Here is a 14,856-nt window from a genome sequence, read left to right as displayed (position 1 = left end):
CTTTCACTCCCAAAATAGTTATTAAATATACTTAATTTTTAATTCTGATAAATTCAAATTTCCTTTGATATATACTTTTTTTTCAAAAATATTCCCCTCTTCCTGCGCAGTATCAATCTCGCTCAAAATGCTATTTATATTGACAAAAACTTTCCATTCCTTGGGGAAGAACAACATTATTTCACTTAATGAACCATTAATAAATACATTTGCTTCATCATCTTGAAATTCGACATTGTCAAAATAAATTTTCAAGGATGCAAGCCTTGAGCTGATTGCAACCTGTTCAAGATTATTTGCTTTGACATATCTGACGCTACTAGACATGCTTTCACTAATCTTTACTTTTTTTTCAGAGGTATCAGTCTCAAGTGAACTAACCTTATGCTTCCAATTCCAATCCCATTTTCTACTTCCGCCAAATGATTTAAAGATCATTGATAATCCCACACTCACCAAACATGCGGCTAAAAAAATCGTCCACATGCCTAATCTCTCAATACCCAATTTCTCAGCATAAAGCATTACTAAAAAAGCTATCGAAAAAACACTCTGTGAAATTCTCCTGTATAAAATTCCCTGTATCAATAAAAATATAAACAAGACAGTAAATGCGATTGTCCAAAACTTAAAATGGAAGCTAATAATTTCTAATTTTGTCGAAACAAGCAATGTTGCGAGTAACAGAATTATAATTCCTAAAAAAAAACGTTTTGCTCTCATATTTTATTTTTCCCTGCTTTCTAATCTTTTTTTTACATCTTTAAAATATCTCCGCGAAACGTATACCTGTTTATACGACTCATGAAAAGCAATCAGATTGCCAGTTAAACTGCGTGTTAATGTGTATACTTCATCTAAATTAATAATTGCCGATTTCGAGATTCTCATGAAGTTTTGCGGTAGTAGATTTTCAAGCTCGTATAATCTTAAATGTGTTTCAAATAAATCACTCCTTGTATGTGCATTAACAATTCTTTCATCAGTTTCAAAAAAAAGTATGTTAGAACTGTTTATGTAAAATTCCGTCGCTCCTTGAAACAATTTAATTCTTTTGTTGATGATTTTTCTTAAAATCTCTTCATACAATTTTTTAACGTCATCAGTTTGCTCGGACGCTCGAATAACCACTTCAGTTTCTTTGACCTCTTTATCAATTTCTACTCTAATCTTCATAAGATCTTTCCCTTCCAATTAAGTACACCATATGTTTTTAAAAAGGTAAACAGATTTTACACAAGTGGTCGTTTTTTTGTTTAAAGTGATTAACTTTTTAAACCACTAATTTATTTCTCTCTATTCGTAAGAATTCCATAGAAATAATTGTGATTAAATTAACTTTTAAAAAGTAAGAAACAACGAATTAATTCAGTAAATACATATTATATAGAATACTGATTTAACAGTATATAAAAGAGCTTGTAATTATTATCACATATAGGTACAATATATTTTGTGTCTTATTTTGATATTTTTTTCACAATTAGGAGGTTTTTTTAATGAGTTCCTCACTTACAATTTCTTGGTGGGCAGCATTAATTGGCTTAGCTATTGCCATTATTTTAATTCTAAAAAAGGTTAATCCTGTCTATTCGTTAATTTTAGGTGCTATAGTTGGTGCTTTACTTGGTGGAGCAAACCTAGTCCAAACAATTAATATTTTAATACAAGGTTCACAAAGTGTTATGGGGACAGTTTTACGCGTCCTCGCAGCAGGAATGTTAGCCGGTGTTATGATGGAATCAGGTGCGGCCGATACAATCGCCCGTGCAATCGTCACTAAACTTGGTGATCATTTTGCACTCTTTGCATTATCTTTAGCTACAATGGTCATCACAGCCGTTGGTGTCTTCATTCCTGTCGCTGTTCTAATAGTCGCTCAAATTGCTCTCGAAGTCGGACAACGCATGCATATTTCAAAGTTATCCTTGTTAGTCGCACTTTCTGGTGGTGGAAAAGCTGGTAATATCATTTCACCTAATCCCAATACAATTGCTGCCGCAAAAGGATTTAATCTACAATTAAGTCAGGTTATGCTAGCCGATTTAATTCCCGCACTTTTGGCTCTTGCAATGACCATTTTTTTAGCAAACCTGCTTAAAAGAAATGGTTCTATGATAACAGAACGCGACTTTGAATTACCTAGTAGTTCAAAATCTCCCAAACAATTACCGACTTTAAAAACTGCACTTGTAACACCCTTAGTGGCAGTTGTCTTGCTTTTATTGAATCCAATCGGCTCACTTCTTCACATTACTTTTTTGACCAATTTAAACTTGGATGCACTTTATATTCTGCCATTTGCTGCCATTGTTGGCACGATTGCTATGAAACAAGGTCACAAAATTCGTGAATATGCCGCCTCTGGTATAAATCGTATGACAGATGTTGTTCTAATTTTAATCGGCGCTGGTACTATTGGAGCAACCATTACCTCTTCAAACTTACCAGAACAAATTATTAATTTGATTAAAATCAGTCATATTTCAGGCGTTTTGCTGGCACCATTGTCTGGTATCTTGATGGCAGCGGCTTCTGCCTCGACCTCAACTGGTGTTATCCTAGCAACTGGGTCATTTTCAAAAGCAATCCTAGGATTTGGAGTTACTCCACTTGCTGCGGCTGCTATGGTTCATACAGGAGCGATCGTAATTGATCAATTGCCACATGGAAACTATTTCCATGTCACTGCAAATGCAATGCACATGGACATCAAAGAACGTTCACGTTGTATACTTTATGAATCCCTCATAGGTCTTACAGCTATGATAACTGCAACAATTATTTTTGGTTTTCTAAAATTTTAAGTGAGGTCTTTTATCATGAAATTTGTCATTGCTCCAGATTCATTCAAAGGAAGTCTAACAGCCAAAGAAGTTGCTTTAGCTATAAAAAAAGGAATTTCGAAAATTTTTCCCACAGCAATTTTCGAACTTGTTCCAATGGCTGACGGTGGCGAAGGAACTGTTCAGTCACTCGTTGATGCTACAGATGGTACCATCATTTCAAAGGAAGTAACTGGTCCTCTTGGAAACAAGGTGACCGCAAAATATGGTCTTCTTGGAAATTCCAAAACTGCTGTAATCGAGATGGCGGAAGCAAGTGGAATTGGCTATATTGATAAGCTCACTGCAAATCCTCTGATTACAACTACTTTTGGAACAGGACAGCTAATCATCGATGCTCTTGATCACAACATCGAAGAAATTATTCTTGGCATCGGCGGCAGTGCCACAAATGATGGAGGTGCTGGAATGGCCCAGGCCATCGGAATACATTTGCTGGATGCAAAAGGAAAAGAATTACCGTTTGGTGGTGCAGCCTTAGCGCATCTTGCTAAAATTGATACTTCGAACATTGATGATCGCCTAACCAAAGTCAAGATAGTAATTGCATCAGATGTTACTAACCCATTAACAGGGAAAAATGGAGCATCGGCAGTTTTCGGTCCACAAAAAGGTGCAACTCCTAAAATGGTCCAACAACTTGATAAAAGCCTGATCCATTACTCAGAAATATTGCAAAAGTCTCTGAATAAAGATGTGGCTGCATTACCTGGTGCAGGTGCAGCAGGTGGCTTGGGTGCAGGGCTGCTAGCCTTTACCACAGCACAAATGAAACATGGAATCGACATTGTAGTAAATTACACAAATTTAAAAAATAAAGTATATGGTGCAGATTTCGTCATTACAGGCGAGGGTGGAATTGACTTCCAGACTCAATATGGAAAAACACCATTTGGAGTTGCACAGGCTTCTAAAAGCATTTCTCCTAACATTCCCGTTATTGCTCTTGCTGGATATGTAGGTAAAGACGTTGATGTTTTGTACCAAGATAACGTAATAGAGGCAATCTTCTCTACTGTTTCTGGTGCTAAAAGCCTAGAACGCGCTTTTGAAGATAGTCAAGATGACATTGCTCAAACTTCTGAAAATATTGCACGTCTAATCAAAGTCCTGAGATCTTAGTTGCTTGGATACTGACCTTCTGTGCAAGAATTCTCGCGTCACTATTGGAATTTTGGTAAAATATTACTAATAAGTGATATGAAAGGAGCCATCCATGCCAAAAAATCTCAGAAAAAAACCAATAATTAATTTTTTGATACTCATCGTAGCACTTGAAATAATAGTTATTTCCATTAATTTTTTCTATTCACCAATTGAGGTTGCTGCTGGTGGATCAACCGGTATCGCAATTTTGTTAAACGCTTCTTTTGGTATTAACACTGCAACTTCAGTACTAGTAATAAATGTCATTATGATTATTTTGGCTTTTTTCTTTTTAGAAAGAAAAGTCGTTCAAAAAATTACATTGGGTAGTTTCCTGTTACCTCTATTCATGTATCTAACACCTAGTTTTAAGCTTGTCGATGATTCCTTTCTTGCCGTTACTATTGGCGGAATAATTTTTGCATTTGGTATCGCTATGCTTTATCGTATTGATGCTTCTAGCGGTGGAACGACCGTGCCTCCACTAATCATACGCAAATATTTTCACATTAACACTGCGATCTCACTTCTGGTCATTGATTTTATCGTAACTTTCTTTAATATTTTTACAATGGGCCTGAATGCCTTCTTTTTAGCCGTTTTCTCGTTAATTATTACCTCTGTCGTTATGCGTTACATTGAAACAGGGCTAGATCACAAATTTCAAATTCAAGTCATGAGTCTCCATAAGACAAAGGAAATTCAAGAAATGGCACTTAACGTTGATCATAGCTTGACCGTGTACGATGTTCGTGGTGGCTACAGTGACAATCAAAAAGAAATCCTAATGCTTGTTGTTGACAATCAAAGTTACGGCCCTTTACTGCGTGCAATTCATGCTATTGATCCAGAGGCATTTATTATCACTTCTAATGTTGTTAAAGTCCATGGTGGTCGCTTAGGACTTTAACATATCCATTTTCAGCAAAAAAGGGAGTGTCCGTGACATAAGTTGGTAAAATTGATTATTAACACAAAATCACAAAAAAGAGCCATTTACCATGGTTTTTCAAGGTTAAACTGAAAATTTTGACTTATGAAACACGTTTATCGGGAATAAATAGAGAAGGCTTGGCCAAAAGTTATATTTTGACCAAGCCTCTTTTTAATTTCAAATAACTTCGTCTAACTTACTGAGTAAGAAATCATTTTCTTCTTTCTTCCCTACAGTTATTCTCACATACTCAGGATAGTCCCAAGCATCACACTCACGAATGATGACCCCTTTTGCCATAAGCTGTTCACATATTTCTGCAGAATAAAAGCCATCAGGTAGTTTTGCAAAAATGAAATTTGAACTAGACGGTATAACTGTAAATCCTCTTTCATTTAAGGCTCTACTCATCCGCTCACGTTCATTCAAAATAAACTCTTTTACCCTGTAAGCTTGTGCCTGATCCTCTAACAAAGCAGCCTTTGCAGCAAAAAGCCCAGTCCGATTTACACAAAATGGCTCGGTAATTGTATCAAAGGCACTAATTACAGGAGCTTGTGCCATAATATAACCAACTCGTGCCCCAGCCATACCATAGAACTTAGAGAAAGTTCTAATAACAATTAGTTTCTTATTCTTCAAGAACTCCACTATTTCAGGGCGTTGACCCTCATTAATAAAGTCGGCATACGCTTCATCCAAGACAATCCATACATCATCACCGACACTTTCAATGAATCTTTCAATCTCTCTTCTATCGTTGATTACCCCAGTTGGATTATTAGGATTACACAGCCAAATCAACTTCGTCTTATCTGAAATATTTTCTTTCATTGCCTCAAAGTCATAGGTAAAATCTGATTTCACTGGAACATTCTTGATAACTGCCCCCATTAGAATCGAAACTTCGCGATATAAACGATATGTAGGCTTGGCAACTAGGACCTCATCACCTTCGTCTATTAACAATCTAGCTACTGTCTCAATTACATTACCTGCCCCACTCCCTAATGCAACATTTGTGACGTCTAAGTTATTAACTTTGGCAAGTACCTCAGTCAGTTCTACATAATCATCCTCAGGATAACGATTAATTACTTTTAAACTTTCTTTCATAGCTCTTTTGGCATTTTCATAAGGTCCAAATGGATTTTCATTTGAGCCTAACTTAACGACTTTATCTAACCCATATTTTTTTAACACCGAAGCCTCTGTTTCACCAGCTATATATGGCCTACAGTCATCAACTTGCTTTCTTAAATTCAGACTAATTGTACTTTCTTTCATGACTACCTCCAAACCTTTTTTAGAAAACTACAAACTTAACTCACAACATTTTTCTTCTACGAGTACAGCAGCACTACTAGAAATTAGGGTCTCAATTAAAAGGGGCTGTACCAAAGTAATAATTGGCACCTCCCCGTTGCTGTATCTAATTCAAATTAGTGAAATGAATCAATTAAATACGATTATCTTTTCATTAGCAAATTCATAGAGTCCTAGGTCACTCATTTCTCGACCATATCCTGAATGTTTTACCCCGCCAAATGGTAACTCTGGATGCGCCCCAGAAGGTCGATTAATGAAAACTTGCCCTGTTTCAATCTCAGATGCAACAGCATGCGCTCTTTCTACATTCTGAGAATATACAGCTCCGGCTAATCCAAAGAAAGAATCATTGGCCAACTCAATTACAGCTTCATCGTCCGGGACAACATGAATTTGCGCTACTGGCCCAAAAAACTCTTGGTAATAAGCAGGATTCTCTGGTTTTATATTAGTTAAAACAACTGGCTTGAAGAAATAGCCATCCCCTTCAACAGGCCCACCTTGAACTAGAACATCTGCTCCATTTGCAATAGCCTCTTCAACTTGTTTTTGGAGACCTTCAACTGCCTCTTTTGAGGATAATGGGGCTAACTCAGTATTCTCAATAAGGGGATCTCCTAATTTAATATCTGTAAATTTCTGTTTTATACCTGAAATAAACTTTTCAGCAACCCTTTCTTCTACAACATACCTCTTGGCCGAAGTACATACCTGACCAGCATTCCGCAGACGCGCACCAATTGCATCATTTACTGCCAATTCAAGGTCAGCATCATCAAGTATTACAAACACATCACTGCCACCAAGTTCCATTGTTGACTTAATTAAACTTTTTCCGGCTTGTCCAGCAATTATCCGACCAGCATCTTCAGAACCCGTTAAGGCAACACCCTGAACTCTTTCATCCGCAATAATTTCAGCAATTTGTTTATGTGACACGAAAAGATTTGCGAATGCACCATCACCCAGATCAGCCTCTATTGCCAGATCCTCAAGTAATTTTGCGCACCCTGCAACAATTCCCGCGTGCTTAAGTACAACTGGGTTTCCTAATAAATAGTTGGGCGCCAAAACTCTAATAACCTGTGAATATGGGAAATTCCAAGGTTCAATACTTGCAACTATCCCAATTGAATGATGTTCCAATAGTGCTTTTTTACCATCCGCATATTTATAAGGCTTGGGTTCAAGCAAGCTTGGTCCCTTATTGGCATAATAACGAACAAGGTTCACACATAGTAAAACTTCGCCTCTACCCTCGGCAACTCTCTTTCCCATATTAATTGCGGCTTCTTTTGCCAATTTATCTTGATTTTGTTCAAGTACCTCAGCAAAATTTAACAATTTCTTTGCTCTCTGTGAAACTGGAACTTTTTTTTGAGCTTTATAAAACTGCTCGGCTTGGTCAAGCTTTTCTGCAATTTCATCGTCAGACATCAATTCATATTCCTTAACTAATTTACCAGAATATGGATTAATAACCTTATATGCCATATTACGACCCCTTCCATTATTCAGTGATACTTCTAGCGATACTTCGATCAATAATCTCTAATGCTTCATCAATAATATCAGATGAAACTACCAATGGTGGAATAAAACGAATCACATTATGAAAGACCCCGCAATTCAACAAAATTAGATGTTCATTCAAAGCTTCTTCTCTAATCTTCGCAACTAGTTCCGTATCAGGCTTATTAGTCTGAGGATCTCTAAATTCCATACCAATCATTAACCCTAATCCACGTACACTGCTAATCACATCATATTTATCTGCCAATAATTCTAGTTTTTCTCTGAAATATGCACCTTTCTTACGTACATTTCCTAGGAAATTATCATCCATAATATCTAAAACGGCGTTTCCCGCAGCACAAGCAAGCGGATTTCCACCAAATGTACCGCCATGTGCTCCAGGTTCCCATTGATCCATATATTCTGCTTTTCCAATTACTGCACTTAAAGGAATCCCATTTGCGATTCCTTTTGCAGAAGTCAAGACATCGGGTTGAACCCCATAGTAATCTTTTGCAAACAAGTGGCCAGTCCGTCCATAGCCGCTCTGAATTTCATCAAAAATCAATAGTATTCCATGTTCATCACAAATTGCTCGCAGTTTTTCCAAGAAAATCTTTGGAGCGGGAAGATACCCCCCTTCACCTTGTACAGGCTCAACAACGATACATGCAACTTGAGATGGCGCCAAAACACTATGGAAGAGACTCTCTAGCTGAGCAATACATCTTTCAACTTCAGCATCAACACTCAGCTTAGAATTGTAAACATCTGGAAAATCAACATGATAAACAGGTGGTAATACACCCTCATAGTTTTTACGATATTGTGCGTTCGAAGCTGTCATAGCAGCTGTTAGAAGTGTCCGTCCATGGAAAGAACTTGTAAAAGCAATGATTCCATTTCTCTTTGTAACACTCAGTGCGAGTTTTACAGCCCCTTCATTAGCTTCAGCACCACTGTTAGAAAAATAAACTTTATAATCTTTCCCAACTCTCTTTACTAGTTTTTCAGCCAGTTCAACGTATGACGGATAATAAACAACATTGTGACCGCCATGCACAAGTTCATGTAATTGTTTTTCAACTGCTGCAACAACCTTAGGATTATTATGTCCGCAATTAACAACACCAACACCGGCCGCAAAGTCGAGATACTGTTCGCCATCTTCAGAAGTAAGATAGACTCCTTCACCTTTTGTTACTCCAAGTTTGGTTGCTCTTTTTGCAACAGGAGGCAGTACTTCTAACGAACGCTCATACAAAGACTTAACCACATTATCCACTCCATTCACAGACTACATCACTTTAGATAAAAATGATTGTGTCCGCGTATTTTTAGTTTCTTCAAAAATGTACTTTGGATTGCCACTATCAGCAATCCTTCCTTTATCCATAAACAAGACCTTATCTGCAACATTTTGAGCAAAAGACATCTCATGTGTAACGATAATCATTGTCATTCCATCAGCTGCCAACTTTTCCATTACACCTAGCACCTCTCCAACCACTTCCGGATCAAGTGCTGAAGTTGGCTCATCAAACAACATGACTTCAGGATTCATAGCAAGCGCACGTGCAATCGCCACACGTTGTTGTTGTCCTCCAGATAATGATTGCGGGTAAGCATCTGCTTTTTCAGATAAACCGACTTGCTCCAGTAATGAATGTGCATGCTCAATTGCTTTTTGGGGAGTATCTACTTTCAACTTAACGGGAGCAAATGTAATATTTTCAAGTACCGTCTTATTTGGAAAAAGATTAAATTGCTGAAATACCATGCCCATTCTCTGTCTAAGTATCCGTAATTTATCCTTACTAGCGCTATTTAACTCCTCACCTTCAAAAACAACTTTGCCTGAATAATCACCTTCAAGTCTATTTAAGCATCTTAGCAACGTACTTTTACCGCCACCAGATGGTCCTATCAGAACAACCTTCTCAGATTTTTTTACTGTAAACGAAATATCTTCAAGAACAACATTATCCGCATAAGCTTTTTTCAAGTTCTTTACTTCAATAATATTTTCTTCTGTCATCGGCTGTCCTCCCTAATTACTCTGTGCATATTTGCGTCCCATTTTTTTCTCCATCAGCTGCATCAACTGTGAAAGAACAAATGTGAGTACGAAATAAATAGCTGCTGCAACAATCAAAGGAGGAACAAAATTATACAAGGTTCCACCTACTCCAAGAGCTTGTGCCGTAACCTCTTGAACACCGATGTAGAATAATACTGAAGACTCTTTAACCAATGAGATAAATTCATTACCTAATGCAGGTAAAATATTTCTAACTGCTTGCGGCAATATAATTGAAAACATCGTCGTTTTCTCACTCAGTCCCAATGATATTCCAGCTTCGGTTTGACCCTTTGGAATTGAAATGATACCTGAACGGAAAATTTCGGCAGTATACGCACCAGAATTTATTCCAAGCGCAATTGAACCAGGGATAACTCTATCCAACCCTGAACCTAAAAACTGAATTTGTGGAACAGCTAATACATTTGAAAGTGTGTAATAAATCAGCATAACTTGAATCATTGCAGGAGTTCCACGAACAATCGCAATATAAACGCGTGCGATGTAAGAAAGAGCTTTGTGCTTTGATAGTCGGAACATTACAAAAACCAGACCCAAAAGGATGCCGATAAATATACCGATTATTGAGATTAAAATTGTTTGTGCAGTTCCTTCAAGAAACACCGGATAGTACTGCTTTAAAAAATCGAACATTGTCTTCACCCTTTATTATTGTTTATCTATTTACCATACTTTGACTGCAATTCTTGTGCTTGTTTAAACATCTTTGTCATTTCGCCACTCTTTTGTAACTTTGTAATTACCTTGTTGACACGTTTAACGAGTGCTTTGTCACCCTTTCTTGCTGCAACGTTAACTGATCTTTGTTCCTTTGGAGTATTTAACTTAACCTTTGCAATTGCATACTTGCCAGGGAACTGTTTCAAATAGTTATCGGCAATTTCATTTTCAACAACAACACCATCTAATTTTCCTTGTAAAAGTTCAGTTGTTAAGCTTGTCAAAACACCTTCTGTGATAACATTACTACCCTTTAATTGATTTTTAGCAATTGTTTCTTGAGTTGTTGTCTGCTGAGCCCCTATTTGCTTTCCTTTAACCGAAGCTACTGTATTAAAACTATCTGCATCTTTCTTTTGTACCAATAGAACATTTTTAACTGTGTAGTACGATTTAGAAAATGCAACAACTTTCCTTCGTTCGTTTGTTGAAACCATCCCTGCAAGAACCAAATCTATCTTATTACCCTTCAATTCGGAAATAAGAGATGGGAACTCCGTATTTTCAATCTTCAGTTTTACTCCCAAATTATCTGCAATTTTTTGTGCAATCATCATATCGTACCCAACAATTTGCTTTTTACCATCTTTGACTATGGGAAATTCAAATGGCGCATAATCAGCAGATGTTCCGACAACCAAAGTTCCCTTGTCTTGAATTTTCTTAACACTATTATCAGAACTTGAACTACTACTGCAGCCAGCTAATACCAATCCAAGAGCAATCGTTGCTCCAATAACTCCCAATCCCTTTTTGAATACTTTTTTCATAAAGACCCCTCCAATTTTTATACGCGATCTAACGGAAATGTCATACAATGCGGTCCGCCACCTGCTTTTAAAGTTTCAGTAATATCTAATTCAATTACCTCCATTCCATGTTCACGCAAAGCGTTGTTCACATCTTTGTTTTGTTTTAACGACAAAACTCGATGTCCACCCAAGCTTTCCAAGTTACACCCATGCTGGAATATTGCTTCTTCAGGAACCCTAATGATTTCAATTTCTAATTTATTCAACAACTCCTTGAATTCGGTTGGCAGCCCCTCTTCATACGCTACTGCTAAATTATCATCAACTAGATTGAAACACATATCTAAATGTAAGTATCGTGAATCCGCGGGTACAGGATATAATTGATATCCTAGAGGCTCCAATCCATCTTTCAATTCATTGAAACCTTCCATATTGGTTCTCTCGATTATTCCGACTGCAATTATGTTTTCTCGTAAAAAGGCAAAATCCCCGCCTTCAAAAAGTCCTTTTTTGACTTCTAAGATCTTAGGAATTCCTAACTCAGCCATTTTTGCTTCGTACGCTGCATGCTCCGCATAACGTAATGGTTCCTTAAAACTGCCTAGTATATATCCTTCTTTTACACATCCGCCAAAGTCTCTGGCAAAAACTGAATTAGTCATGCTCTCTTGTGGTGTCAATTGTTCAACTTGGACACCTGCTTTAACGTAAGCGTCCAATAACTGCTGATACTCATCTAACAGTTTTACCTTATCTAAAGGCTGATCTTGATACTTTTTTGAAATTTCATTAATTGGTGCAGCTTCATCCAAAAAAGTAGGAGGACAAGTTAAAACTTTTTTTAGTGTTGATGTTCCATTTCTCACAAACATATCTTTTATCTCCTTAATCTTCCCAAATTTTTTGGGTGTAATTTCTGATTAGTTTGGGCAATACCCCAAATGAATAAGGTTTATAGACTCTCTCCTTCCAAGTATGTGCGCCTTTACCATAAACTCCGATATCAACTGCAGGAATGTTTAATTCCCGCATCTTATCATAAGGTAGAGGATACAGCTGTTCTACAAGTGGAAAATTACTCTTCATTTTTTCTATTTCTTGTGGAGTTTCATCGATCATTAAATAACTGCTATCCGACAAATAAGGGAAAAATTGTTTCATTGTAAAATTAATTTTTCCATTGCTTTTTCTTAATACATCATCTAAGTCCTGATATACCTTTGAGTCTTGTGAAATGCTGTTATGCGGACAAAATGGCGGTGCTAAGAATAGAACAACTTTGGCCTCGTTATCGTTAACTTGCTGATCAAGAAAGTCTATCAACTTAAATCCAGCAGAACGCTTATCTAATTCAGAATTATTATTGATAAAGCTTTCAATAAGTGACCGGTAATCAATCCCTAAATCACCCAAGTGATTAAGATATTCTTCAAAGCTGTATACATTAAGCTTACGTGTATTATCAACTTTAGGAAAATTCAACTTACTGAGAAATTCGTTTTCCCGCCGCTCTGCTTCATCCACTAATTTCTTGCAATCTACCTTAACAGCAATCTTTAACTGCTCAATTATTTCAAAAACCGGTTTTTTATAGGTGAAAGTATTAAAATACATCTCAGTTACTTTTGCAGTTTGAACATTATAAAAGTCTTTTTGATCACGCAGCATCAGACAAGAAGATGGTAAGATTTCTTCACCTGGAATATCTTCAACGAAGTCAGGATTGTTATTAATCAATAAATTAATGCGACTAGCAATTAATGTTGAATCTATTCCAGCGTAGGTATTCCCCACATGGGTCTCAATACCTTTAATATAAAAACAAGTCAACGTTTTACCAGCCGCTCCATAATATATATATTTCTGCGTGTCACCAGCATACTTAGGACTAATAAAATCAGTATTTATAGCCACACTATATTGTAAATTCCATTTCTCTTGTAATCTCTTCAATTCATCCAGAGCGGCGATTACTCCGCTATGATCATTTTCCTCGACACAATTGCCCATAAACAACAAATTACCCTTTTGAAGCTCCGGATGTTCACTGAAATATAATAAATTGGAAATATTGACGGCGTCACCGCTCTTCATATCCAATGCACCTCTACCGAAAAGCCAATCTCCCGTATTTGCATCATTTTGAATTTCACGGTCGCTATCATAACTCGAAAAATATTGTTCAAGATAATCTGGATCCAATGCCTTTTCCTTGATTGATCCAAAATCTTCCAACCCAACAGTATCAAAGTGAGAATGATATAAGACTGTTTTCTGTGTGCCCTCTTTACCCAAAAAAGCAAAAATATTTTTTCTTCCTAGTGCATCACCCTCTATCTTCTGCGTCCAAACCCACTCAGGATGCTTCTTGAAAACTGTAAAAGTTCTCAAAATCCTCTCAAGCTTTTCTACTAAGTCGACTTCGCCATTCGTGCCATTGACACTTTTTGTGGCTACCAGTTCCCGTGTCAACAACTCTATTCTTTGTTTCTCATCTATAACTGTCTCCAAATCAAATGCTGAATCCATCTTATCACTTCATTCTCTTAATTTAATCGAATTATAATTTATATATTTCTTTACGTCAATAAACATCACATCAGATTTATTAATACTTTTCATTCCAAAAAAGTACTTTTTTATGCGTTTTCGCCCTTTGTATCCACTATAAAATACCTTTAAATAGGGATTATTAAAAATGGAACCGCTTACTTATTTATTTATAATAAAAAGTATTATTGGATTTTTATTTTCTTTCAAAATAAATTTTCATTATATACTTATCTTTATCAACCACTTTTTTCTATTATTCATTAGAAAATGAATAGAAAAAATGACACTTGGTGTTTCCTCTACTTCTAACATCTTCATCTCTCAAAATTATTTTTTAACTAATCTCAAGCCAATTATCATTGATGTTCTTGAATTGTTGAGACATCATATATCCAAAAATTTCTTAATTCATTTTCTTATATCAAACCTTGCAAAAAAAGGCCATGACATAAATCCGTCACGGCCTTTTAGATATTCTTGAGCTATTCACATGCATTCAAACTGTAAAAGAATCATAATATAGAAAAAATTAATGAATGGTTTTTTTAAAAATATACCACTTGCTAAAGAAATAATTAGCAACGACAACAATAACATTATCAATTATCTTGACCAAAAGTGAGTTCCATCCTAATAATGAAATCCCCACCCAAGTAATCACAATATCCATTAATAATGTTATTGATCTATAGAAAAAAAACGAACTTGATTCACGTGATACTTCCTTAAAACTTCCAAATGGTGTCTTAAATACCCATAATTTATTGGAAATATATGCAACAAGAACTGAGACAAACCATGCGATCACATTCCCAATTTGATAATTTAAGCCTTGTAAATGCCAGAGCTCAAATATTCCAATGTTGACTACAGTTGTTGTTCCGCCCCAAAAAAGATAAGCAATAACTTGTTTATATTTTTCAAAAAGCTCAATTAACTTATTCATAGTAGACC

General features: G+C 36.3%; 14 protein-coding genes. 3 read left to right on the top strand and 11 right to left on the bottom strand.

The genetic code is table 11. The features are described from left to right. Positions 1–21: 21 nt before the first annotated feature. Positions 22–723 (bottom strand): LiaF transmembrane domain-containing protein, encoded by a 702-nt coding sequence (locus GSM_RS10095; RefSeq protein ID WP_010078190.1) that lies wholly within the window; start codon positions 721–723, stop codon positions 22–24. Positions 724–726: 3 nt separating this feature from the next. Next, positions 727–1,176 carry a LytTR family DNA-binding domain-containing protein gene (locus GSM_RS10090; RefSeq protein ID WP_010078189.1) on the bottom strand — a complete coding sequence of 150 codons (450 nt, stop codon included), beginning with the start codon at positions 1,174–1,176 and terminating at the stop codon, positions 727–729. Between the two features lie 323 nt (positions 1,177–1,499). Here GSM_RS10090 and GSM_RS10085 point away from each other — a divergent pair, with 323 nt between their 5' ends. The 3 genes from GSM_RS10085 (at position 1,500) to GSM_RS10075 (ending at position 4,902) form a co-directional block, all read left to right on the top strand. Next, on the top strand, positions 1,500–2,807 hold the full coding sequence (locus GSM_RS10085; RefSeq protein WP_010078188.1) for a GntP family permease: 1,308 nt from the start codon (positions 1,500–1,502) through the stop codon (positions 2,805–2,807). 15 nt (positions 2,808–2,822) lie between these two features. After that, positions 2,823–3,968 carry a glycerate kinase family protein gene (locus GSM_RS10080; protein WP_003691469.1) on the top strand — a complete coding sequence of 382 codons (1,146 nt, stop codon included), beginning with the start codon at positions 2,823–2,825 and terminating at the stop codon, positions 3,966–3,968. 94 nt (positions 3,969–4,062) lie between these two features. Beyond that, positions 4,063–4,902 (top strand): YitT family protein, encoded by an 840-nt coding sequence (locus GSM_RS10075; RefSeq protein WP_003691470.1) that lies wholly within the window; start codon positions 4,063–4,065, stop codon positions 4,900–4,902. A gap of 201 nt (positions 4,903–5,103) precedes the next feature. On the opposite strand, the gene hisC is transcribed toward GSM_RS10075, so the two are convergent. The 9 genes from hisC to GSM_RS10030 form a co-directional block, all read right to left on the bottom strand. After that, on the bottom strand, positions 5,104–6,213 hold the full coding sequence (gene hisC / locus GSM_RS10070; protein ID WP_003691471.1) for a histidinol-phosphate transaminase: 1,110 nt from the start codon (positions 6,211–6,213) through the stop codon (positions 5,104–5,106). A 168-nt stretch (positions 6,214–6,381) separates the two neighbouring features. Beyond that, positions 6,382–7,749 (bottom strand): NAD-dependent succinate-semialdehyde dehydrogenase, encoded by a 1,368-nt coding sequence (locus tag GSM_RS10065; protein WP_003691472.1) that lies wholly within the window; start codon positions 7,747–7,749, stop codon positions 6,382–6,384. A 16-nt stretch (positions 7,750–7,765) separates the two neighbouring features. Beyond that, positions 7,766–9,046, bottom strand: a complete 1,281-nt coding sequence (locus GSM_RS10060; RefSeq protein WP_003691473.1) for an aspartate aminotransferase family protein — start codon at positions 9,044–9,046, stop codon at positions 7,766–7,768. Between the two features lie 21 nt (positions 9,047–9,067). Further along, positions 9,068–9,808 (bottom strand): amino acid ABC transporter ATP-binding protein, encoded by a 741-nt coding sequence (locus GSM_RS10055; RefSeq protein WP_003691474.1) that lies wholly within the window; start codon positions 9,806–9,808, stop codon positions 9,068–9,070. 12 nt (positions 9,809–9,820) lie between these two features. Then, positions 9,821–10,507: an amino acid ABC transporter permease gene (locus tag GSM_RS10050; RefSeq protein WP_003691475.1), complete on the bottom strand. Its 687-nt coding sequence runs from the start codon at positions 10,505–10,507 to the stop codon at positions 9,821–9,823. A gap of 26 nt (positions 10,508–10,533) precedes the next feature. Then, entirely contained in the window at positions 10,534–11,364 is an 831-nt protein-coding gene (locus GSM_RS10045; RefSeq protein ID WP_003691476.1) for a transporter substrate-binding domain-containing protein, read from the bottom strand. A gap of 17 nt (positions 11,365–11,381) precedes the next feature. Continuing rightward, positions 11,382–12,221, bottom strand: a complete 840-nt coding sequence (locus GSM_RS10040; RefSeq protein ID WP_003691477.1) for a dimethylarginine dimethylaminohydrolase family protein — start codon at positions 12,219–12,221, stop codon at positions 11,382–11,384. A 13-nt stretch (positions 12,222–12,234) separates the two neighbouring features. After that, positions 12,235–13,878: a peptidase M20 gene (locus GSM_RS10035; protein ID WP_010078187.1), complete on the bottom strand. Its 1,644-nt coding sequence runs from the start codon at positions 13,876–13,878 to the stop codon at positions 12,235–12,237. 553 nt (positions 13,879–14,431) lie between these two features. Continuing rightward, positions 14,432–14,848, bottom strand: coding sequence for a GtrA family protein (locus tag GSM_RS10030; protein ID WP_003691479.1), 417 nt, complete (start codon positions 14,846–14,848; stop codon positions 14,432–14,434). Positions 14,849–14,856 lie beyond the last annotated feature (8 nt).

Origin of the sequence: Liquorilactobacillus mali KCTC 3596 = DSM 20444 (assembly GCF_000260415.1) — a bacterium.
Taxonomy (GTDB): domain Bacteria; phylum Bacillota; class Bacilli; order Lactobacillales; family Lactobacillaceae; genus Liquorilactobacillus; species Liquorilactobacillus mali.
This window is presented reverse-complemented; position numbering and strand designations above follow the sequence as displayed.